The following is a 21,237-nucleotide window of genomic DNA, read 5'->3' as shown; positions in this document are numbered from 1 at the left end:
TGAGACCACGCAAACCGGCCGCGCCGCCCTTCCGCTCCCCCCGATGAAGTGGGACGCGTGGGGCGACCCCGAGCTCGCCAAGCCGCTGTCCGACGACATCAAGGGCCTGCTGGCCGCCGCCCTCGGCGTCAGCGGCGGCGACGGCGAGCGGCTGACGGCCGACCAGGTGGTCCTCACCCCCTCGCGGCTCGCGAAGGAGGACGCCGAGGCGCTGGCCGCGGCCGTCGGCGCCGAGTGGCTGTCCACCGCGGACGCCGACCGGCTGCCCCGGGCCGGCGGCAAGTCCACCCCCGACCTGCTGCGCCGCCGCAGCCGCGACGCGCAGGACGCGCCGGACGCCGTGCTGCTGCCCGGCACCGAGGAGGAGATCGCCGCCGTCCTCGCGCTGTGCGCCGAGCGCCGGATCGCGGTCGTCCCGTTCGGCGGCGGCACCAGCGTGGTCGGCGGCGTGGACCCCGAGCGCGGCCCGTTCACCGCCGTTCTCTCGCTCGACCTGCGCCGCTTCGACCGGCTGCACGAGCTGGACGAGGTCTCCGGCGAGGCCGTCCTCGGCGCCGGCGTGACCGGCCCGCGCGCCGAGGAACTGCTCGGCGAACGCGGCTGGGAGCTCGGCCACTTCCCGCAGAGCTTCCGGTACGCGACCATCGGCGGCTTCGCCGCCACCCGCTCCTCCGGCCAGGACTCGGCCGGCCACGGCCGCTTCGACGACATGGTCTCCGGCCTGCGCGTGGTCACCCCCGCCGGCACCCTGGACCTCGGCCGCGCCCCGGCCTCCGCCGCCGGTCCCGACCTGCGCGAGCTCTTCCTCGGCTCCGAGGGCGTGCTGGGCATCATCACCGCCGTCCGCCTGCGGGTCCACCGCAAGCCCGAGTCCACGGTGTACGGCGCCTGGAGCTTCCCCGACTTCGCGACCGGCGCCGCCGCGCTGCGCGCCGTCGAGCAGCAGGGCACCGGCCCGACCGTGATCCGGCTCTCCGACGAGGCGGAGACCGCGATCAACCTGGCGATGACCGACAAGATCGGCGGCACCACGGTCACCGGCGGCTGCCTGGCCGTCACCCTCTTCGAGGGCGCCGCCGAGCACACCGTCTTCCGGGACGAGGCGACCGCCGCCGTGCTGGCCGCCGCCGGCGGCACCCCGCTCGGCCCCGACCCGGCCACCGCCTGGGAGCACGGCCGCTTCAACGCCCCGTACCTGCGCGACGCGCTGCTGGACGCGGGCGCCCTCTGCGAGACCCTGGAGACCGCCACCGGCTGGGCCAACCTGCCCGTGCTGAAGGCGGCCGTCACCGAGGCGCTGCAGTCCGCGCTGCGCGAGAGCGGCACCGAGTCGCTGGTGATGTGCCACATCTCGCACGTCTACCCGACCGGCGCCTCGCTGTACTTCACCGTGGTGGCCGCCCAGCGCGGCGACGCGCTCGCCCAGTGGGCCGGCGCCAAGCGGGCCGCCTGCGACGCGATCATGGCGAACGGCGGCACCATCACCCACCACCACGCGGTCGGCGCCGACCACCGGCCGTGGCTGGAGCAGGAGATCGGCGAGCTCGGCGTGCGCATCCTGCGCGCCGTCAAGGAGACCGTGGACCCGGCCGGGATCCTCAACCCCGGCAAGCTCATCCCTTGAGACCCCACGGACCCGGCAACCACGCAGGGGAGAGCGGAAGTTGGCGACGGACATGAACCAGCGGACGATCGGACGGGTGGTCCTGCTGTCCAACCCGGCGGCCGGAGGCGGGCACGCCGAGCGGGCGGCGGCGCGGGCCGCCGCCCGGTTGCGGGCGGGCGGCGTCCAGGTGCTCAACATCTCCGGGGCCGACCCGCAGGACGCCCTGCGGCTGGCCCGGGAGACGGTGGCCCGCGGTGTCGAGCAGGGCGGGGTGGACGCGCTGGTGGCGGTCGGCGGTGACGGCATGGTGCACCTGGCCGTGCAGGCGCTGGCGGGCAGCGGGATCCCGCTCGGCCTGATCCCGGCCGGCACCGGCAACGACCTGGCCCGCGAGTACGGGCTGCCGCTCGGCGACCCGGAGGCGGCCGCCGACGTGGTCGCCGAGGGGAAGGTCCGCACGGTCGACCTGGGCCGGGTCGAGGACGCCGACGGCGCGGTGCGGTACTTCGCCACCGTGCTGGCGGTCGGCTTCGACTCGCTGGTCAGCGACCGGGTCAACCGGCTGAGCTGGCCGCGCGGCCGGATGCGCTACAACCTGGCGATCCTGGTCGAGTTGGCGAACCTGCGGCCCCTGCCGTTCAGGCTGGTGCTGGACGGCGAGACGGTGCTGGTCCGCGACCTGACCCTGGCGGCGGTCGGCAACACCCGGAGCTACGGCGGCGGGATGTCGATCTGTCCGGGCGCCGACCCCGGTGACGGCCGGTTCGATCTGACCCTGGTCGGTGCGATGAAGCGGTCCAAGCTGGTCCGCTTCTTCCCGACGGTTTTCAAGGGCACCCACGTCCGGCACCAGGAGGTGGACGTCCGGCGGGCGTCCACCGTGCGGATCGAGTCCCCCGGCATCACGGCGTACGCGGACGGCGAGTTCGTCGCCCCGCTACCGGTGGACGTGGAGGTGGCCCGGCGCGCCCTGGGAGTGCTGGTCCCTTGAGCGCACCGGGCCGGTAGGGCAACGGTCCCCGGGGGGGCGTCAGGAACCGTTGGCCAGCTCGGAGACCGCGTCCTCGTGGCGCGGCTTCCAGCCGAGGCGGTCGCGGGCGGCCTGCCCGCTCACCGCCTGGTCGAGGGCGAGGGCGTCGGCGAACAGCGCGCCCACCGCGGCCGCCGCCTCCTCCAGCGGCCACAGGGCCGGCGCGGTGACCACGCCCGCCGCGCGGCCTGCGGCGCCCGCCAGCTCGCGGACCGGGACGGCCGCCTGGGTCACGCCGTGCCAGAGCGAACCGGCCTCGGCCCGCTCCGCCGCCAGCGTGAACAGCTCCGCCAGGTCGTCCACCTGGACCATCGGCCAGCGCACGCCCTCGGCGCCGGTGTACTTCGGCTCGCCGTGCTCGCGGGCCAGGTTGCCCAGCAGCGCGGGGATGCCGCCGCCGCGTCCGAACACGATGCCCGGCCGGATCACCACCGCGCGCACCCCGTCGGTGGCGGTGGCCAGCACCTGCTGCTCGATCTCGGGCCGGTAGCCGACGATCGGCAGCGGGTTGACCGGCGCGTCCTCGCCGACCGGCTCCACGCCGGTGGCGCCGAGCACCCAGACGCCGCTGGTGTACACGAAGGCGCGGTCGGTGCCGCGCAGCGGGGCGGTCAGCGCGTCGATCGCCGCCGCGTCCACCGCCTGGTCGCCGCTGGGCACGCCCGCGTGGATCACCGCGTCGATGTCCGCGGTGACCGCCGCGCCGAGCGCTGCTGGGTCGGTCAGGTCGGCAACCCGCTTCTCGTACGGAAGTTCGCCCTTGCCGGCCGCGTCGCGGACGAGCGCGACGACCTCGTGGCCGGTCCGGGTGAGGTTCTCGGCAATGGCGGATCCGATGTAGCCGGTCGCGCCGATGAGCAGGATCTTCACAGTAGCCCCCACGTGAATCGCGGATCGAACATTTCGATGTCGAAACTATAGGCAGACCCTGTCGCGAGAGTCAAATATTTCGACGTGGAAATGTTAGACTGCAGGTCATGAGCGACCTTGACCTGCAGCGCGACGGAGTCGACGCGATCATCCAGCAGTGGAACACCGTCAGACCCGACCTCGACGTCACCCCCATGGCCGTCGTCGGCCGGCTCTCCCGGGCGTCCCGTCTCCTCGAACGGAGCGTGAAGGACACCCTCAGTGCTCAGGGCGTCGAACCCTGGGAGTTCGACGTCCTCGCCACCCTCCTGCGATCCGGCCCGCCCCACGTCCTCAGCGCCGGCGCCCTCAGCAGCGCCGCCATGGTCAGCTCCGCCGCCCTCACCAACCGGATCGACCGGCTCGTCGAGAAGGGCCTCGTCGACCGCGCCCTCGACCCCGACCACCGGCGCCGGATGCTCATCTCCCTCACCGAGCAGGGCCTGCGCCTCGTCAACGAGGCCGCCGACCACCACCTCGCTAACGAACGCACCCAGCTCGCCGGCCTCACCGACGACGAACAGCAGCAACTCGCGACCCTGCTGCGCCGCCTCCTGGTCTCCCTCGGCGACGAGGCGTAGCACCCCGGGCCGCACACCCTCCGGGGGAGTCGGGAACTCGCTTGCGGGGTGGCCGGGGCTGCGGTGCAATCGGGCGATCGTGTGGGAGGGGTGGAAGGTGGGAGGGGCCATGGGTGGGACGACGGCGTTGGACTCCGTGTTGCGGCAGGCGTCCGCGGTGCGGGTGGGCCCGGTGAGCGGGGATGCCGAGCTGCGGGTGGAGCTGGCGGATTCGGCAGAGGCGGCTCGGCTCAGGGCGGCCATGGCGGTGGACTCGATTCCCGACTCGTACTGCATGTGCCTGGGCGACGTGCGCTTCGAACTCCTGGACCGGGACGGCGGACAGCTGGACTCGGTCGTCCTGCACCACGGGTCGGCGCTGCGCTGGTCGGGGTGGGAGGGCGACGCCGTGCTCGCCGACGGCCGGCTGCTGCTGGGCTGGCTGGCCGGGCACGGCATGCCCGGGCCGCTCGAGCAGTTCGAGGCCGAGCGGCGGGCGGGCGAGAAGCGCCGCGCGCAGCGTCGAGAGTGGCTGGCCGCGATGCCGGCGGGGCTCGACGGGTTCGCCGACCGGATCCTCGGCGCTTCCCCTTTCGACCTGGCCGGCGAGGCCGAGCTGTGCGACGAGCTCGTGGCCCGGCTGCGCGAGGAGCTCCCCGACCCGGTGGAGCGGGCGCTGGCCCTGCTGGCCTGGTTCGGCGCCGGCAGCGGGCGCTGCTCCGGCCACCCCTCGTACGAGGGCATGCCGGGCAAGGTGCTCGCAGCGATGCCGATCACCGACCTGCTGTCAGCCCTCGCCGACCCGCGCGCCGACGAGCGCCACGTTGCGGGAGCCGTTCGGCACCTGGTCGGCTGGAAGTCCCGCCCGGACCAGGAGCGGGACGTCGCAGCCCTTCCGGACGGGCTGCGCGCACGCCTCCTGGCCCACGCCCGCCGGTCCGGCGACACCGACAAGCAGTCCCGCGCGGAGGGCTGGCTGGCGCCCGGGCGCAGCTGAGCGGGCGCCTTGGCGGGCGGGGGTGGACGGGGCGGGGGGCTCAGAGGTGGCGGGCCAGGAAGTCGCGGATCAGGGCGGCGATCTCCGGGCCGTGGGTCTCCAGGGCGAAGTGGCCGGCGTCGAGGAGGTGGATCTCGGCGTCGGGGAGGTCGCGGGCGAAGGCGGTCGCGCCGTCCGGGCCGAAGATCTCGTCGTTGCGCCCCCAGGCGACCAGTGTCGGCGGCCGGTGGGTGCGGAAGTACTCCTGGAAGGCGGGGTAGCCGACCAGGTTGAACTGGTAGTCCCAGAACAACTGGAGCTGGATCTCCCGGTTGCCGGGCCGGTCCAGCCCCGCCTGGTCGAGGGTCCAGGTGTCGGGGGAGAGGCGGTCGAGCCGGTCGGCGGGCACCCCGTGGGTGTACTGCCGGCGGGTGGCGTCGGCGGTCAGCAGCTCCCGGACGGCCCCCTCGTTGGCCGCCCGGTCCTTCGCGTGGGCGAACAGCACGTCCCAGAAGGAGGTGAAGCCCTCCAGGTACGCGTTGCCGCTCTGGCTGATCAGCGCGGTGACCCGCTCGGGGTGCTTCGCCGCGATCCGCAGGCCGATCGGCGCGCCGTAGTCCTGGAGGTAGAGGGCGAAGCGGTCGACGCCGAGGGTGTCGAGCAGCGCCAGGGTGTACTCGGTGAGGGTGTCGAAGCTGTAGGGGAACTCCTCGACCGGCGGGGTGTCGGACTGCCCGAAGCCCAGGTGGTCGGGGGCGATCAGGTGGTACGCGTCGGCGAGGTCGCGCAGCAGGTTGCGGAACATCGACGAGCTGCTGGGGAAGCCGTGCAACAGGACCAGGGTCGGGGCGGCCGGGTCGCCGGCCTCCCGGTAGAAGACCGACCGGCCGTTGACCTCGACGGTGCGGTGCCGGACCTCGGTGGACGCGCTGGTGGCGGACATGGCGGTGACTCCTCGGGTGTTGGGTGCCGGGTGAGTGGTGCCGGGTGAGTGGTCCCGTGGGTGTTCCGGGATGCGTGGGGCCCGGCCGGGCCCGGTCGGTCAGAGCCGGGTGGGGACGCCCGGGGTCAGGCGGCGCAGCCGGCCGGCCAGGTCGGGTGCGGCGAACGCCTCGGCGATCCGGGCCGGGTCCTCGGCCAGGTGCTCCCAGGACTCGTAGTGGACCGGGACGACGGTGCGGGCGCGGAGCGTGCGGGCCAGTTCGGCGCCCTCGGCGGCGCTGAGCGAGAAGCGCCGGTCGCCGGTGGACGGGAAGTGCGCGTCGCCCAGGTGCAGGAAGGCGGTGTCGATCGTGAAGCGCTCGCCGATCTCGGCCAGCTCCTCGTGCCGGACGGTGTCGCCGGAGAGGTAGAGGGTGCCGCCGTCGTGCTCGATCACGAAGCCGGTGACGGCCCCGGTGGCCTGCTCGGTGCCGGCGGGTCCGTGCCGGGCGGGGGTCGCGGTGACGGTGACGGTGGTCGTGCCGACGGTGATCCGCCGGCTCTCCCAGGGCGCCAGGCCGACGGCTGAGCCGCCGAGGCGTCCGGCGGCCTCGGGCGTGGTGAGGACGGTCGCGGCCTGGGCGAGCACCCGGCGGCCGGAGGCGTCCAGGTTGTCGTGGTGCTGGTCGTGCGAGAGCAGCACCAGGTGGATCGGCGGCAGGTCGTCGGCGGTGAGCGCCGGTCCGGTGAGGCGGCGCAGCGGCCGGGCCGCCGGGTAGTCGGCAGGGCCGGGGTCGAGCGCCGGGTCCGTGAGGACCGTGAGGTCGCCGATCCGGAGCAGGACGGTGGCGGTGCCGACGTGGGTGGCGGTGACGGTGGTCATGACGAAAAAACTAAACGGATCAGTTCATTGTGTCAACGGAACGGTTCAGTCTTGACAGTGAACTGTTCGGTGTAGTTCATTCGATCCATGACTTCTGAAGCAGGGACCGCAGCCGCCCGCCGGGTCGAGCGCGTCGTCAGCCCGTTCCACACCTACGAGGGCGCCGGGTTCCCCGTCCGCCGGCCCTTCCCGACCGGAGAACTCCCCTTCCTCGACCCGTTCCTGATGGTCGACCAGGTCGGCCCGGTCGACCTCGCCCCCGGCGAGGCCAAGGGCGCGCCCCCGCACCCGCACCGCGGGTTCGCGACCATCCAGTACGTGATCGCCGGCGACATCGCCAACGCCGACTCGCGCGGCCACCGCGCCGTCGTCCGGGCCGGCGGCGTCCAGTGGCTCACCGCGGGCTCCGGGATCGTCCACGAGGCCCTGCCCACCGAGGAGTTCCTCGCCGCGGGCGGCCGGCAGCACCTGCTGCAGATCTGGGTCAACCTGCCCGCCCGGCACAAGTGGACCGAACCCGCCAGCCGGAACGCCGACGCCGCCGACCTGCCCGTCGTCACCACCCCCGACGGCGCCCACCTCACCGTCATCGCGGGCACCACCCACGGCGCGAGGGGCCCGTTCGCGTCCGTCACCCCCGTGCTCGTCGTGCACGCCCGCCTCGCCGCCGGCGGCCGCGCCGCCTTCACCGCACCCGCCGGACACAACGCCGCCGTGTACGCGATGACCGGCGCCGCCCGCGTCGGCGACGTCCCGCTGCCCGACGGACACCTCGCCGCCCTCGACCGGGACGGCGAACGGTTCAACGTCCACGCCGACGGCGGACCGGCCGAGGTCCTGGTCCTCGCCGGCGAACCGATCGGCGAACCCGTCGCGCGCAGCGGCCCGTTCGTGATGAACACCGCCGCCGAACTCCGCCAGGCGGAGAAGGACTTCGCCCTCGGCCGGATGGGACGGATGGACGGGTGAGCGTCCCGGCGCGCACGGCGGGTGCCGCCGCAGGTCCGGCGCCCGCCGCCGTTGCCGACCGAACGGTTCAGTTCATACACTGGCGCCCAGACGCAGCGACCCCGGAGGACCACCCCATGCCAGCCGGCACCGGCCAGGACCCGACCGACGAGTACGGCATCCCGATCATCCCCGACCCGGCCGACGCCGCCTCCCGCAAGCGCCGGGCGATCATCGACGCCGCCCTCGCCGAATTCCTGGCGGAGGGCTACTCGGCGGCCTCCATGGACGCCATCACCGCCAAGTCCGGCGTCTCCAAGGCCACCATCTACAAGCACTTCGGCAGCAAGGAGCGCCTCTTCCTCGCCGTCGTCGGCGGCCTCCTCCCCAGGACGTACGCCGACCTCGCACCCGCCGGCGCCACCATCGCCGCCGCACCCGACGTCCGCACCGGACTGGTCCGGCACGCGAGCGAGTTGGCCCGCATCCTGCTCCGGCCCGAGATCATGTCGCTGCGCCGCCTCGTCATCGGCGAGATCGACCGCTTCCCGCAGCTCGGCCAACTCTGGTACCGCGTCACCTACGACATGAACAACGGCCCGCTGATCGAGGCCCTCACCGAACTCACCGCCGCCGGCGCGCTGCACGTCCCCGACCCCGAACTCGCCGTCCAGCAGCTCGTCGCCGCCACCGTCGGCATCCCCCAGCTCGTCCAGACCTTCGCCCCCGCCACCGAACCCGACGCCACCGCCCTCACCGCCACCATCGAGTCCGGCGTCGACCTCTTCCTCGCCCGCTACGCCGCCCGGTCCTGACCGGCCACGACCCGAGGCGGATCGGACATGCGGGACGAGTGGGACGAGCTGTTCGTGGGGATCGACGCCGTGGCCGAGTTGCCCCGCCTGGAACGGGAGTGGCTCTGCGGCCTGGGCGCCCACCCGTCACCCGACGTGGTGACGCGCCTGGTCGGTCGGGTGCGCCACCTGCCGGCGTACCCGCTCCCGGCGGAGGCCGTGGACGCGGTCATCGCCCACCCCGACTGGCGACTTCGGGCGGACCTCGCGGAGCACCAACGCGGGATGAGCCTCGCGCAGTGATTGCGGCTGATCGCCACCGAACCGACCGGGGTGCGCCGACGCAGACTTCAGCACATGGCCGGCTGGCACTGCCCCCGCCCGTCCGGGGGAGAGCTCGAACGCTGGGCCGCGGACCGGGATCCGCAGGTGCGCCTGCAGGCCCTGTGGTTCCGGCGCCCGCCCGCGTCGGTGGTCGCGGCGTTGGCCGGCGACCCCGATCCGCAGGTACGTGCGGCGGTCTGCGAGCAGGCCTGGCCGCACCTGGACGCGGAGCGGCGGGCCGCACTGTCGACCGACCCGTCACCGGACGTCCGGGGCGCCGCCGACAGGCAGGCCGGGCGGGAGCGCCCGATGTCCCGGTCGGAGTACGACGCCCTCGATCCGGCCGAGCAAGGGCGGGCGCGGAGCCACCGGCACCTCGACGACGACCTCGCCCGACACCTGCTCGACGATCCCGAGTACGCGCCGCGCGCCACCCTCGCCGGGAACCCCTGGCTGAGCCCGGAGCTGGTGGCCGAACTCGCCGAGGACGACGACTACCGCGTCCGCGACCGGGTCGCCGTGCGCCCCGACGCCACGGAGGAACTGCGCGCGCGGATCACCTCCCGGGTTCCCGAGTACCACTCCTACTACCGGGTGGAGTGGGTCGAGGACCTCCATGACGACCCCGAGGCGATGCGGCGCCTGGCCCGCTCCGCGAGCGTCGCCGTCCGGCGTTCGGTGGCGCGCGCCCGCCTGCTCCCGCCGGACGTGCTGGACCTGCTGGCCCGCGACCCGGACAGCGGTGTGCGCTCCAACCTCGCCTCCCACAACGAGCACGCGCCGGCCGAGGTGCTGCTGGAAGCCGCCGTGGAGTGGACCTGGCCCGGACCGGTGCTGCGCCGCCCCGACTTCCCCCGCGACGCCCTCATCGGATTCGCCGACCACCCGGACCCGATGCGGCGCCGACTCGCTCCGGACGCCCCCGGTGCCACCGCCGAGCTGGTGGAACGCCTCGCCGACGACCCCGACGGGCGGGTCCGGCTGCGGGCGGCCGCCGATCCGCGGCTGTCGCCCGCCACCGCCCTGCGGCTGCTCGCCGGCACGGAACAGGAGTACCGGGCGTTCCACGACCGCCCCGGGCGGGCGGTGCCCGAGACGCACTCGCTCCGTGAGGCGGTCATCGGGAATCCCCGGCTGCCGGTCGCCGCGCTCGTCGGCCTCCTCCGCGATCCGCACTCGGCCCGGGACGCGGCGGCCAACCCGGCCGTCCCGGCGGCCGTGGCGCACCGGATGATCGACCTGGCCTGCGGCGAGGGCTGAGCCGCAGGGCGGCCGATCAGCCTTCCAGGGTCGCCAGGGTGTCGGTGAGCCAGGCGAGTTCGGCCTCGGTGGTGGCGCGGGCGATGCGGAGGATGCCGCTGCGGAAGGGGTCTGCGACGTCCTCGGCACGCAGGGGGCGGCCGTCCTCGTAGAAGAAGCTGGCGGGTTCGTGGAGGAAGGCGAGCCGGCGGCGGAGGACGGCGGCCTGTTCGGCGGGGTGGTCGAGGTGGCGCAGGAAGGCGAGGACGGTGAACCAGCGGTTCTCGTCGCTGATGTCCAACTGCTCGGGCTCGCGCAGGTGGTGGAGGAGCGCGTCGCGTCCGGCCGGGGTGAGGTGGAGGGTGTGGCGGGGGGCGGCGGCGCTGCCGGGTTCGGTTTCGCGGACGAGCAGGCCGTCGGACTCGAGGCGCTTGATCGCGGGGTAGAGGGTGCCGTCGCTGATGGGCCGGACGTGTCCGGTGAGGGCGGCGAGGTGGCGGCGCAGCTCGTAGCCGTGCAGCGGCTGGTCGTGGAGGAACCCGAGGATCGCGAGCTTGAGCATGCGGTCATGCTGTCAGATCCGCGCCGACCATATATCGGAACCGGTATACCTCGGATTCGAGGTATGATTGCGGCGCAGAGGACGAGACCGCGACCGAAGGAGAGTCGGCCATGCGCCATGCCCCCGTGACCCCGAACGGCGATCTGATCCGCTGGATCGAGATCCCCGGCAGCGGGCCGTGCACCCGCCTGTACCTGCACGGGCTCGGCGCGAGCTCGCCGGTGTACTGGGCGGCCGCGGCGGCCCATCCGCTGCTGGCCGGGCACCGTTCGCTGCTGCTGGACCTGCTGGGCTTCGGCATCAGCGACCGCCCCACCGACTTCGGCTACACGCTGGAGGAGCACGCCGACGCGGTGGCCCTCGCCCTGGAGTCGGCCGGGGTGGAGGGTGCGGAGGTGGTCGCGCACAGCCTGGGCGGCGCGGTGGCGATCCTGCTGGCGGCGCGTCATCCGAGGCTGGTGTCGCGGCTGGTGCTGGTGGACTCGGTGCTGGACCCGGCGCCGCCGGTGCTCACGCCGGGCAGCTCCGGGATCGCCAGCTACACCGAGGAGGAGTTCCTGGCGCACGGCTGGGCGCGGACCGAGGAACGGGTCGGGCCGACCTGGTGGGCGACGATGCGGCTGGCGGGCCGGGTGGCGCTCCACCGCACCACCGTGCACCGCGGCCGCGGGACGGTGCCCGGGCTGCGGGAGCAGCTGTCGGGGCTGTCCGTGCCGCGGACGTTCCTGCACCCCGAGGCGGACGGCGCGCCGGCGGGCGCGGCGGAGCTGGCGGCCGCGGGAGTGGTGATCCGGGCGGTGCCGGACTGCGGCCACAACATCATGTTCGACAACCCCGAGGCCTTCGCCCGCGCCACCGCCGAGGCCCTGGGCGGCCGGTGACGGCGGGGGCGGGCCGGATCCGGGCTCGGGGGCCGTCAGGCGGGGACGGCCCCGGGCGTGCCGAAGTCGCGCAGGGCCTCGTCGACGATCTCGTTGAGCCGGGCGTGGTGGGCGCCGCGCCAGTAGACCTGGGCGCAGGCGGTGCACTGGGCGAAGGCGTCGTACGCGTGCTGGGTGCCGTCCAGCAGCTGCCGGTGCACCGCCTCCTTGGCGGCCGGACGGAGCGTTCCGTTGCAGGCCGTGCACCTGGTCCACGGGGCGAGCGGTGGCGCGAACCGGGAGAGGACGTCCCTGAGCTGGTCGGCGGGGCGGTGGCTGTAGACGTAGGCGCCCGCCCAGAGCTCGCGTCGGCGCAGCAGACCGCGGTCGCGGGAGAGCAGCACGCGCTGCTCGGCTGCCGAGCGGGCGGCCAGGGCGGCGTCCCCGATGTCCGGGTTCTCGTACGCCGCGTCGATGCCGAGCAGCCGCAGCCTGCGGGTGAGGGTCCCGAGGTGGACGTCGAGCAGGAAGCGGGTCGGGCCGGCGACGGGCTGGGGCCTGGCCACGCTCCGCACCTCGATCTCCTCGCTGCCGCGGGGGACGTGCGAGGTGTCGGCCGGCCGGCCGTCGACGAGCAGCGTGCCGACCTCGGTGAGCGGGACTCCGAGGGACTCCACGACGTGGCCGAGCGTCGAGGCGCCGTCGGTGCGCACCGCGGACCGCCCCGTCCGCCGCGCCGAGGCGACGAAGAGGTGCAGCTCGGGAGCGAAGCTGATCCAGATCTCCGGTCTCTCCACGGGGCCAGCATGCCAGCGCGCGGCGGGCCGCGGCCAACGGTTTCCGCCCCTCCACCGGAGGCCCGCTCGGGCGGCGGAGGCCCCCGCCGCCGGAGGCCCGCTTGGCGGCGGAGGCCTGCTCGGGCGGCGGCGGAGGGCGCCGGTCAGTCGGTGAGGGTGTCGACGCCCGGGACGACCACGCCGAACAGGTCGGCGACGGTGGTCAGCGCCGCGGCCTGGAGTGCGGCGGCGGAGACCGTGCTGCCGTCGGGGGCGGTGAGCGGGCGGGTGGCGGTGGCGTCGGCGACCACGGTGGGTCGGTAGCCGCGGACGAACGCGCCCTGCGCGGTGAACTGGACGCACATGTGGGTCATGAACCCGGCCAGCACCAGTTCGGGGCCGGCGCCGAGGTCCTTCAGGGTCTCCTCCAGGGAGGTGGCGTGGAAGGCGTCGGGGGTCTGCTTGACGACCACCGGCTCGCCGTCCAGCGGTGCGACCTCGGTGCTGATCGCCCCGATCTCGGCGCGGACGTCGTACGGGGTGCCCTCGCCGCCGTCGTTGACCACGTGCACGACGGGGATGCCGGCGGTGCGGGCGGCGGCGAGCAGGCGGGCCCCGGCGGCGAGGGCGGCCTCGGCGCCGTCGAGGGCCATCACGCCCCCGCGGTAGGTGTTCTGGTAGTCGATCAGGACCAGTGTGGCGTCGGCGAGGCGCGGCGGGCGGTTGTCGAGGCCGCTGAGGTCGCGCAGGGTGGTGGAGACGGTCATGGTCGGGTGCTCCTCGGTGGGTTTTCGGGCACGGCGGAGCCGCGGGTGCGGCCCGTGCCGCGGGGAGGGGGAGTGTCAGGGGTTGGTGCGGAAGCGCCGCCGGTACGCGGCGGGAGTGGTGGCGAGCTGCTTGCGCAGCGCGCGGTGCAGGGTCTCCACCGAGCCGAGGCCGCAGGCGGCGGCGACCCGGTCGAGCGGCAGGTCGGTGCCCTCCAGCAGGCGGCGGGCGGCCTCGACCCGGGAGGCCTCGACGTACGCGGCGGGCGTGCAGCCGGTCTCCTGGCGGAAGACCCGGGCGAAGTGCCTTTCGCTCAGGCTCATCCGGCCGGCCAGGGCGGTGGCGGAGAGGTCGTCCTCCGGGTGGTCGGCGATGTGGCGGCGCAGCTCGTCGATGTCCCGCCGGGTGGCGGGCGGGGTGCTGAGCGGGACGGAGAACTGGCTCTGCCCGCCCTGCCGCTTGAGGTACATCACCAGCTGCCGGGCGACGCCGAGGGCGACCTCCTCGCCGTGGTCGTCGGCGACCAGGGCGAGGGCGAGGTCCATGCAGGCGCTGATGCCCGCACCGGTCCAGACGTTGCCGGAGCGGACGAAGATCGGGTCGGGGTCGACCGTCACCTCCGGGTGGTCGGCGGCGAGTTGGGCGGCGGTGGACCAGTGGGTGGTGGCGGTGCGGCCGTCCAGCAGTCCGGCGGCGGCGAGCAGGTGCGCGCCGACGCAGACCGAGGCGACCCGGCGGGCCCGCGGGGCGGCGGTCCGCAGCCAGGCGACCACCTCGGGGTCGATCCGGGCGACCGGTCCGTCGGGGTGCGGGTCGACGGCGCCGGGGACGAGCAGGGTGTCCAGCACGCCGTCGACCTGGTCGAAGGTGAGGTCGGGGAGCAGCCGGACGCCCGCCGAGGTGGTGACCGGGCCGGCGTCCGGGCCGGCCAGCCGGACCTCGTAGCCCGCGCGGCCGCCGGTCTCCCGGTTGGCCAGCGCGAAGACCTCGGCGGGGCCGGTGACATCGAGCAGGTCGACGTCGGGGAAGACCGCGATGACGACGCGGCGGGTGGTTGGCATGCGTCCATCCTCGCCGCGGGGCGGGGTGGCCGCAATGACGGCTTCCTGTCACATCCGGACACGGCGGCCCGCCGTACGGAATCATGATCGAATGGACACGCGATTCATCGGTATCGGCGAAGTGAGCGACGTTCCGTCCGTGGCCGTCGTGGTGGACGTCATGCGGGCCTACACCGTGGCTGCCTGGGCGTTCGCCCGGGGCGCGGAGAGGATCGTCCTGGCGGAGTCGCTGGACGACGCGCGGGCGCTCAAGGAGCGCCACCCGGACTGGGTGGCGCTCAAGGACGGGCCGCCCACGCCCGGCTTCGACGCCGTCAACTCGCCGGCCCTGCTGCGCACGGTCGACCTCCGCGGACGGACCGTCGTGCAGAAGACCACGGCCGGGACGGTCGGCGCCCTCGCGGTCAGGGAGGCGGGGCTGGTGCTGTGCGCGGGCTTCGTGGTGGCGGGGGCGACGGCGGAGCTGCTGCGCGAACGCGGGTGCGGGGACGTCACCTTCGTGGTGACCGGCGAGGACGGGCGGGCCGAGGAGGACCTCGCCTGCGCCCAGTACATCGCCGCGCTCGCCGCCGCCGGGGACGGACCGGACGTCGCCGGGGACGGACCGGACGCCGCCGGGTTCCTGCGCCGCGCCGCCGACTCACGGGCCGCCGCCGAGCTGGCGCAGGGCGTGCGCGAGGGGGCGCACCCGGACGACGTGGCGCTCTGCCTGGAGCTCGACCGGTTCCCGTTCGCCCTGGTGGCGTCCCAAGAGGACGGGCTGACGGTGCTGCGCCCGACCGCACCTCCGGCCGGCGGCGAGCGGGCCTGAGTACGGGTACGCATGACGCCCCGGAGGGGCCGCCGCACGATAGTCGCCGGCGGCCGGCGGAGCGGGCGCGGGGAGCGGGGGGCGTGGCGGGCACGGGGGTGACCCCGACGCCGCCGGGCGGGTGCCCGGCGGCGTCCGCGGGTCATTCGAGCCGGCGGACCGACAGGGCGGCGGCGTAGCCGGCGGGTACCAGGATGTCACGGATGTGCCAGCCGGGCGGGGCCGGTCCCGGTTCGGGGCCGGTGCCCAGGTAGTCCAGGCCGGGACTGCGGGACAGCCCGGTGCCCAGGCCCTTGAGGTACGCCTCCTTCCGGACCCAGGCGCGGGCCACCGCGGCGGGTCGGTCCTCGTCCAGCATGGCCATCAGTTCGGCGGCCTCCGCCGGGTGCAGCATGGCCTGGACGTCGTGGGTGGCCTGCCGGCTGGGCACCTGCTCGACGTCCACGCCCACCGGGGAGGTGGCCAGCGCGACCATCACCAGGTCGCCGCTGTGCGAGAGCGAGAAGTGCACGCCGTTGCCGCGCAGGACCGGACGTCCGTGCGGTCCGCCGCAGCCCGTGCAGGGCTCGCGGGTCAGGGGCAGGGTGGCGGCGTCCATGCCGAGGTGGGAGCCCAGCAGCCCGCGCAGCACGGCGTGCGCCAGCACGTACGCCTCGCGGTCGGACTCCCGGCGGAACGCGTGGGCGCGCTGCCGCTCCTCCGCGTCGAGCACCTCGGTGGCGTGGCGCAGGGCGTGTTCGTCGTGCCCGCGTGCCGTCGCCAGATAGACCGCCAGCGGCCCGGTGAGGCTGCGCTCGGGCGGTGAGCGCAGCTCGGCCTGGATCCGCCGCACGTCCACCGCGGTGGGGACGTACAGCGACTGCGATGTCATCACGGACTCGTGTCCTCCGATCGGGCGGGGCGTGGTGCGTACGGCGTCCCGGCCGGTCAGGCGCCCGCGGCCGCGAGGCGGCGGCGCAGGCTGAGCGGCCGCATGTCGGTCCACACCACCTCGATGTGGTCCAGGCACGCCTGGCGGGTGCCGGCCGTGCCCTCGGCGTGCCAGCCGGCCGGCAGGTCGCGGTCCGCCCGCCAGATCGAGTACTGCTCCTCGTCGTTGAGTACGACCTGGTACTGGGTCTCGTCGGTGTCGCTCATCGGGGCGTCCTCCTCGTGGTCGCCGGGTGCTCGCTCGGTCGAGGGCCAGCGTGCCGCCTGCGGACGGCCCCGCCACAGGGACGGAGCGGCGGATGCGGCCCGCGCATCTCGCTGCCGGTTCTTCTCTGCCGGGCCGGGGCGGGCGACCGGCAGTGTGCTGAAGCGTCGGACCGGGGCGCAACCCGCCGCCGGACCCGCCGAACCCCCTGTCCCTGGAAGGAGTTCCGCCCATGTCGGACGTCCCGGAGAGCGTCGTGCTGCCAGCCGGGGGGTGGCGGCTGTGGGAGCACTTCGCGCTGCGCGGCCCCGGCTTCCCCGCCGAGGGCGTGCTGCGCATGGCACCCGCCCACCTCGCCCTGGAAGCCGACAAGTTCGGCCCCGACGACAGGCTCGCCGGCCCGGACTGGCAGGCCTTCACCGAGGCCTACGACACCGCCGCCGTGGAGACCGCCCGCCGCCTGCAGGAGATCGCCGCGACGCCCCGCTTCCGGGCCGCCATCGCCTGGCAGAACCCGGCCGTGCTGCGCACCGGCATCGCGCCGTTCCTCGCCTGGGAGCCGACCGCCGCCGGCCGGACCAGCATGCCGCGCCAGCGCGAGGAGCTGGTCGCGCACTACTGGCAGCGGTTCTGCGTGAAGAACGACACCATCGGCTTCTTCGGCCCGGTCGGCTGGGGCCGCTGGGACACCTCCGGGCATGGCGTGACCGTCGACCCGGGCACCGGCTTCCTCGCCGACTCCCGCGTGTACTTCGCCAGTTGGGCGATCGACGCACTGGCCGCCGTGCTCGCCGAGGACCCGGAGCTGATGGCCTGGATCCCGCCGGTGCGGGTCTCCTTCGTCGGCGTGGTCGACGGCGCCGTCCGGCTGCCCGGCCGCAAGCCGCAGGAGATCGACCCGTTCGACCGCGCGGTGCTCGACCTGTGCGACGGCACCCGCACGGTGACCGCCATCGGCGAGGAACTGGGCATCGGCCCGGCCGAGGCCGAGGAGGCCGTCCGCCGGCTGGTCGGCAGGCGCTGGGCGCACTGGCGCCTGGACGTGCCCGCGAGCACCTACCCGGAGCGCGAGCTGCGCACCATCCTGGAGCGGATCGGCGACACCGAGGTGCGCGAGCGGGCGCTGGCCAAGCTGGCCGTCCTGGAGCGCGGCCGCGACGCCGTGCAGGCCGCCGGCACCGACGCCGAGGCGCTCACCACCGCGATCGCCGCCCTGGAGGCGGACTTCGCCGAGACCACCCAGGCCGACGCGCAGCGCGCCAAGGGCGCCCGTACCGCCCCCTGCCGCGGCCTGGTCTACAGCGACAGCCGCCGCGCCGCCACCGCCACCGCGGGCAGCGCCCTGCTCGCCGAACTCACCCCGCTGCAGCAGTGCCTGACCTCCGCCCGGTGGCTCACCAACCGCTTCGCGGCGCAGGTCACCGAGCGGGTGCGGGCCGTGTACCGGCGCCTGGCCGAGCAGGGCCGGGTCGACCTCGGCACGCTCTGGCTGGAGTGCCTGCCCTCGCCGTACCCGCAGGCCAAGGCCGACCTGGACGCCATCCAGGACGAGCTGCGCGCCAAGTGGGCGCGGATCCTGGAGCTGCCCGAGGACGCCCGCCGGGTCCGGGTCTCCTCCGCCGACATCGCCGAGCGGGTCCGCGATGAGTTCGAGGAGCCCGGCGCCGGCTGGTCGCTGGCCCGCTACTTCAGCCCCGACGTGCTGCTCCTCGCCGACGGCCCGGAGGCCGTGGCGCGCGGCGAGTTCGAGCTGGTGCTCGGCGAGATGCACTCCGCGCTGAACACCATGGGCGCCTCGCTCTTCGTCCACCAGCACCCCGACCGGGACGAGCTGATCGCCGAGACCGCCAAGGACTTCCCCGGCCCGCGGCTGCTGCCGATGCTCCCCAAGGAGCTGCCGCTCAAGTGGTCCACCCGCAGCCGGCCCTCGCTCGACCGGCCCGAGGACTACGTGGTCGCCCTGGTCGACCAGACCGGCGACCCGTATCGGCCGCGCACCGTGCTCAGCGCCGACGTCACCGTCGAGGAACGGGACGGCGACCTGGTCGCGGTACTGCCCGACGGCGCGGTCTTCCCGCTGCTCGACGTGTACGCCAACACCCTGACCCAGAAGGTGATGGACCGCTTCACCATCCGCCCGCGCGGCGACCACACGCCCCGGATCACCATCGACACCACCGTCGTCGCCCGCGAGACCTGGACCCTGCCGGTCGACTCCTTCGCCTTCGCCGAGGAGAAGACCGAGGCCGGCCGCTTCGTCCGGGCCCGCCAGTGGCAGCGCGAACTCGACCTGCCGCGCTTCGTCTTCGTCGTCTCCCCGGCCGAACCCCGGCCGTTCTACGTCGACTTCGACAGCCCCGTCTACATCACCATCCTCGCCAAGGCGCTGCGCCGCCTCGCCCGCAAGGACCCGGACGCCAAGGTCAAGGTCAGCGAGATGCTGCCCACCCCCGAGCAGGCCTGGCTCACCGACGAGCACGGCGCCACCTACACCTCCGAACTGCGCTTCGTGGCGGTCGACCGCACGGTGGGGGAGCGGTGATGCGCACCTTCGTCGACGAGCTGCTCGCGCACGGGCGCAGCACCCCCGGACGGGTCGCCCTCAGCACCCCCGAGGGAGACGTCGGGTACGGCGAACTCGCCGACCGGATCGAGGCGTTGACCGCCCGGCTGGTCGAACGCGGGGCCGGCGCCGAGCGGGTCTGCGCGATCGCCGTGGACCGCGGCGCGGACGCCGTGGTCGCGATGGCGGCCGTGCTGCGCGCCGGGGCCGCCTTCCTCACCCTGGACGTCGAGCAGCCCCCCGCCAGGCTGGCCGCCCTGGTCGCCAGCGGCGGCGCCGAACTCCTGCTCACCACAGAGGATCTGGCGGGCCGCCTCGACCTCCCGGTCCCCGGCGAACCGCTGCTGATCGGCCACGGGCCGGGCGAGCACCCGCGGAGCGCCGCGCGGCCTGTCGGCGGCGAGGGCCCCTTCGACGCCGCCCCGGCCTCACCGCGTGCCGCGATCGCGCCCGACGCGCTGGCGTACGTCAGCCACACCTCCGGGACCACCGGGGAGCCCAGCGCCGTCCTGGTGGAGCACCGCGGCCTCGACTCCTACCTGCGCTTCGTCGCCCGCGACTACGGCCTCGGCGCCGACACCGTCGCCCTGCAGGTCGCCCCGCTCGGCTACGACGCCTCGATCCGGGACACCTTCGCCCCGCTGCTGGCGGGCGGACGCCTGGTGCTGGTGCCGCGCTCGCGGCTGCTGCGCCCGGAGGGCTTCGCCGCCGCCGTCCGCGAGCACGGCGTGAACACCCTGCTCAGCGTCACCCCGTCGTTCCTGACCCACCTGGCCGCCCAGCCGAACGCCGGCGAACTGTTCGCCGGCATCCGGCTGGCCGTCTCCAGCGGCGAGTCGCTGCGCCCCTTCCTGACCGCCGGCGGCCGCCCGCTGATCGACGGCTCGCTGGTCAACCAGTACGGCCCGACCGAGTGCACCATGACCTCCACCCGGCACCCGGTGCCGACCGTGCCGGAGCTCGGCGCGGACGTGGTCGGCCGCCCGATCGACGGCGTGGTGGTCCGCCTGCTCGACCCGGACCTGGCGCCGGTCGCCGACGGCGAGGCGGGCGAGGTGTACATCGGCGGCGTGGGCGTGGCCCGCGGCTACCGGGGCCGGCCCGCCCGGACCGCCGAACGCTTCGTCCCGGACCCGCTCGGCCCGCCCGGCGCCCGGCTCTACCGCACCGGCGACCTGGCCGCGGCCGGCCCGGACGGCCTGCGCTACCTGGGCCGGATCGACCGCCAGGTGAAGATCCGCGGCTACCGGGTCGACCCGGCCGAGGTGGAGTCCGCGCTGCTCACCCACCAGGACGTCACCGGCGCGGTGGTGACCGCCGCCACCGACCCGCAGGGCCGGGTGTACCTGGTCGCGCACGTCACCGGCGACCTGGAGGAGGTCAAGGACGCGGCGCTGCGCACCCACCTGGGCCGCACCCTGCCGCCGTACCTGATGCCGCGCCGCTTCGACCGGCTCGCCGAACTGCCCACCAACCGCAGCGGCAAGGCCGACCGGCGGGCGCTCGCCGAGGCGGGAGGGGCCCGGTGACCGCCCGGCTCGCCCAGCTCGACCACCTCGCCGAGGAGACCGGCCTGCGGCCGCACGACGTCACCGCCGCCGCGATCCGGATCGCCCGGCACATCCGCCGCACCCCCGTGCTGGACGTGCTGCCCGGTGTCCTGCTGAAGGCCGAACACCTGCAGCACAGCGGCTCGTTCAAGCTGCGCGGCGCCACCAACGCGGTGCTCGCACTCGGCGCCCGGCGGATCGTCACCGGCTCCTCCGGCAACCACGGCATCGCGCTGGCCGGCCTGGCCGGCCGGCTCGGCCTGGACCTCACCGTGGTCCTCGCCGCGGGCGCCAGCCCGCAGAAGGCGGCGCTGATCGAGGCGCTCGGCGCCCGGACCGTCACCGTCACCGGCGGCGTCGCCGAACGGGAGGTCCACGCCCGGGAGCTGGCGGAGCGGACCGGCGCCGTCCTGGTGCCCTCCTCCGACCACCCGCTGGTGGTCGCCGGACAGGGCACGGTGGGCCGCGAGATCCTCGCCGACGTGCCCGACGCGGACACCGTGTACGTGCCCACCGGCGGCGGCGGACTGCTCGCCGGAGTGTGCCTGGCCGCCACCGGCCGCCCCGTCCGGGTGGTCGGCGTGGAACCCGCCACCACCCCGCGCTACGCCCGCTCCCTGGCCGCCGGCCGCCCGCTGCGGCTGCCGCCGAGCGCCACCGTCGCCGACGGGCTGCGCGGGCAGCAGCCCGGCACCGTGACCTACCCGATCGTCCGCGACCGGGTCGACGCGCTGATCGCCGTCACCGACGCCGAGATCCTGGCCGCCGTCGACCTGCTCGCCCGGCACGGCGTCGAGGCCGAACCCAGCGGCGCCGTCGCCCTCGCCGGAGCGCTCCGGGCCGGACCGACCGGGCGCGCCGTCGCCGTGGTCTCCGGCGGCAACACCGCCTCCGCCCTTCGCACCGCCACCGCCCGGCAGTCGCCGGGCCCGCGCAAGCACCCCGTCCCGACCTCCTGAGGAGT

Annotated in this window: 22 protein-coding genes; 13 read left to right on the top strand and 9 right to left on the bottom strand. The window is 75.0% G+C overall.

Features of this window, described 5'->3' with window-relative positions; all coding sequences use genetic code 11:
• Positions 1–43 precede the first annotated feature (43 nt).
• Entirely contained in the window at positions 44–1,624 is a 1,581-nt protein-coding gene (locus ABEB06_RS07140) for an FAD-binding oxidoreductase (RefSeq protein ID WP_345695948.1), read from the top strand.
• A gap of 52 nt (positions 1,625–1,676) precedes the next feature.
• Positions 1,677–2,597, top strand: a complete 921-nt coding sequence (locus ABEB06_RS07135) for a diacylglycerol kinase (protein ID WP_425559763.1) — start codon at positions 1,677–1,679, stop codon at positions 2,595–2,597.
• Positions 2,598–2,636: 39 nt separating this feature from the next.
• Here ABEB06_RS07135 and ABEB06_RS07130 read toward each other — a convergent pair whose 3' ends face one another.
• Positions 2,637–3,506 carry an NAD-dependent epimerase/dehydratase family protein gene (locus tag ABEB06_RS07130; RefSeq protein WP_345695946.1) on the bottom strand — a complete coding sequence of 290 codons (870 nt, stop codon included), beginning with the start codon at positions 3,504–3,506 and terminating at the stop codon, positions 2,637–2,639.
• Between the two features lie 107 nt (positions 3,507–3,613).
• On the opposite strand from ABEB06_RS07130, the gene ABEB06_RS07125 reads away from it, so the two are divergent.
• Both ABEB06_RS07125 and ABEB06_RS07120 read left to right on the top strand, forming a co-directional pair.
• Positions 3,614–4,126 carry a MarR family winged helix-turn-helix transcriptional regulator gene (locus tag ABEB06_RS07125; protein ID WP_345695945.1) on the top strand — a complete coding sequence of 171 codons (513 nt, stop codon included), beginning with the start codon at positions 3,614–3,616 and terminating at the stop codon, positions 4,124–4,126.
• A 109-nt stretch (positions 4,127–4,235) separates the two neighbouring features.
• The gene (locus ABEB06_RS07120) at positions 4,236–5,102 is read left to right on the top strand and encodes a hypothetical protein (protein ID WP_345695944.1); all 867 of its coding nucleotides are present in this window, start codon (positions 4,236–4,238) and stop codon (positions 5,100–5,102) included.
• Positions 5,103–5,142: 40 nt separating this feature from the next.
• Here ABEB06_RS07120 and ABEB06_RS07115 read toward each other — a convergent pair whose 3' ends face one another.
• Together ABEB06_RS07115 and ABEB06_RS07110 are read right to left on the bottom strand one after the other, a co-directional pair.
• Positions 5,143–6,024, bottom strand: coding sequence for an alpha/beta fold hydrolase (locus ABEB06_RS07115; RefSeq protein ID WP_345695943.1), 882 nt, complete (start codon positions 6,022–6,024; stop codon positions 5,143–5,145).
• 99 nt (positions 6,025–6,123) lie between these two features.
• Positions 6,124–6,885 carry an MBL fold metallo-hydrolase gene (locus ABEB06_RS07110; protein ID WP_345695942.1) on the bottom strand — a complete coding sequence of 254 codons (762 nt, stop codon included), beginning with the start codon at positions 6,883–6,885 and terminating at the stop codon, positions 6,124–6,126.
• Positions 6,886–6,972: 87 nt separating this feature from the next.
• On the opposite strand from ABEB06_RS07110, the gene ABEB06_RS07105 reads away from it, so the two are divergent.
• From ABEB06_RS07105 to ABEB06_RS07090, 4 genes are all read left to right on the top strand, one after another.
• Entirely contained in the window at positions 6,973–7,854 is an 882-nt protein-coding gene (locus tag ABEB06_RS07105; RefSeq protein ID WP_345695941.1) for a pirin family protein, read from the top strand.
• A 116-nt stretch (positions 7,855–7,970) separates the two neighbouring features.
• The gene (locus tag ABEB06_RS07100) at positions 7,971–8,648 is read left to right on the top strand and encodes a TetR/AcrR family transcriptional regulator (protein WP_345695940.1); all 678 of its coding nucleotides are present in this window, start codon (positions 7,971–7,973) and stop codon (positions 8,646–8,648) included.
• 27 nt (positions 8,649–8,675) lie between these two features.
• Complete coding sequence (locus ABEB06_RS07095; protein WP_345695939.1) at positions 8,676–8,930, top strand: hypothetical protein; 255 nt, start codon at positions 8,676–8,678, stop codon at positions 8,928–8,930.
• Positions 8,931–8,984: 54 nt separating this feature from the next.
• The gene (locus tag ABEB06_RS07090; protein WP_345695938.1) at positions 8,985–10,211 is read left to right on the top strand and encodes a PE-PGRS family protein; all 1,227 of its coding nucleotides are present in this window, start codon (positions 8,985–8,987) and stop codon (positions 10,209–10,211) included.
• 16 nt (positions 10,212–10,227) lie between these two features.
• Here the strand turns inward: ABEB06_RS07090 and ABEB06_RS07085 are convergent, their stop codons facing one another.
• Positions 10,228–10,752 (bottom strand): PadR family transcriptional regulator, encoded by a 525-nt coding sequence (locus ABEB06_RS07085; protein ID WP_345695937.1) that lies wholly within the window; start codon positions 10,750–10,752, stop codon positions 10,228–10,230.
• Positions 10,753–10,862: 110 nt separating this feature from the next.
• Here ABEB06_RS07085 and ABEB06_RS07080 point away from each other — a divergent pair, with 110 nt between their 5' ends.
• Positions 10,863–11,633 carry an alpha/beta fold hydrolase gene (locus ABEB06_RS07080; RefSeq protein WP_345695936.1) on the top strand — a complete coding sequence of 257 codons (771 nt, stop codon included), beginning with the start codon at positions 10,863–10,865 and terminating at the stop codon, positions 11,631–11,633.
• 35 nt (positions 11,634–11,668) lie between these two features.
• On the opposite strand, the gene ABEB06_RS07075 is transcribed toward ABEB06_RS07080, so the two are convergent.
• The 3 genes from ABEB06_RS07075 to ABEB06_RS07065 all read right to left on the bottom strand — a co-directional run bounded on the left by ABEB06_RS07075 (position 11,669) and on the right by ABEB06_RS07065 (position 14,214).
• Positions 11,669–12,409 (bottom strand): Mut7-C RNAse domain-containing protein, encoded by a 741-nt coding sequence (locus tag ABEB06_RS07075; protein WP_345695935.1) that lies wholly within the window; start codon positions 12,407–12,409, stop codon positions 11,669–11,671.
• Between the two features lie 143 nt (positions 12,410–12,552).
• Positions 12,553–13,155 (bottom strand): isochorismatase family protein, encoded by a 603-nt coding sequence (locus ABEB06_RS07070; protein WP_345695934.1) that lies wholly within the window; start codon positions 13,153–13,155, stop codon positions 12,553–12,555.
• Between the two features lie 75 nt (positions 13,156–13,230).
• A complete protein-coding gene (locus ABEB06_RS07065) occupies positions 13,231–14,214 on the bottom strand; it encodes a GlxA family transcriptional regulator (protein ID WP_345695933.1) in 984 nt (327 codons plus the stop codon).
• A 91-nt stretch (positions 14,215–14,305) separates the two neighbouring features.
• Here ABEB06_RS07065 and ABEB06_RS07060 point away from each other — a divergent pair, with 91 nt between their 5' ends.
• Positions 14,306–15,025 (top strand): 2-phosphosulfolactate phosphatase, encoded by a 720-nt coding sequence (locus tag ABEB06_RS07060; protein WP_345695932.1) that lies wholly within the window; start codon positions 14,306–14,308, stop codon positions 15,023–15,025.
• A gap of 142 nt (positions 15,026–15,167) precedes the next feature.
• On the opposite strand, the gene ABEB06_RS07055 is transcribed toward ABEB06_RS07060, so the two are convergent.
• Complete coding sequence (locus ABEB06_RS07055) at positions 15,168–15,896, bottom strand: 4'-phosphopantetheinyl transferase family protein (RefSeq protein ID WP_345701759.1); 729 nt, start codon at positions 15,894–15,896, stop codon at positions 15,168–15,170.
• A 56-nt stretch (positions 15,897–15,952) separates the two neighbouring features.
• Positions 15,953–16,162: an MbtH family protein gene (locus ABEB06_RS07050; RefSeq protein ID WP_345695931.1), complete on the bottom strand. Its 210-nt coding sequence runs from the start codon at positions 16,160–16,162 to the stop codon at positions 15,953–15,955.
• A 230-nt stretch (positions 16,163–16,392) separates the two neighbouring features.
• On the opposite strand from ABEB06_RS07050, the gene ABEB06_RS07045 reads away from it, so the two are divergent.
• The 3 genes from ABEB06_RS07045 to ABEB06_RS07035 are packed head-to-tail and all read left to right on the top strand — an operon-like array spanning position 16,393 to position 21,232.
• Positions 16,393–18,702 (top strand): lantibiotic dehydratase, encoded by a 2,310-nt coding sequence (locus ABEB06_RS07045; protein WP_345695930.1) that lies wholly within the window; start codon positions 16,393–16,395, stop codon positions 18,700–18,702.
• Positions 18,702–20,252, top strand: a complete 1,551-nt coding sequence (locus tag ABEB06_RS07040) for an amino acid adenylation domain-containing protein (RefSeq protein ID WP_345695929.1) — start codon at positions 18,702–18,704, stop codon at positions 20,250–20,252. Before ABEB06_RS07045 ends, ABEB06_RS07040 begins: the two co-directional genes overlap by 1 nt.
• Positions 20,249–21,232, top strand: a complete 984-nt coding sequence (locus tag ABEB06_RS07035; RefSeq protein WP_345695928.1) for a threonine ammonia-lyase — start codon at positions 20,249–20,251, stop codon at positions 21,230–21,232. Before ABEB06_RS07040 ends, ABEB06_RS07035 begins: the two co-directional genes overlap by 4 nt.
• Positions 21,233–21,237 lie beyond the last annotated feature (5 nt).

It is taken from the genome of Kitasatospora terrestris (assembly GCF_039542905.1).
In the GTDB taxonomy this organism is placed as follows: domain Bacteria; phylum Actinomycetota; class Actinomycetes; order Streptomycetales; family Streptomycetaceae; genus Kitasatospora; species Kitasatospora terrestris.
This window is presented reverse-complemented; position numbering and strand designations above follow the sequence as displayed.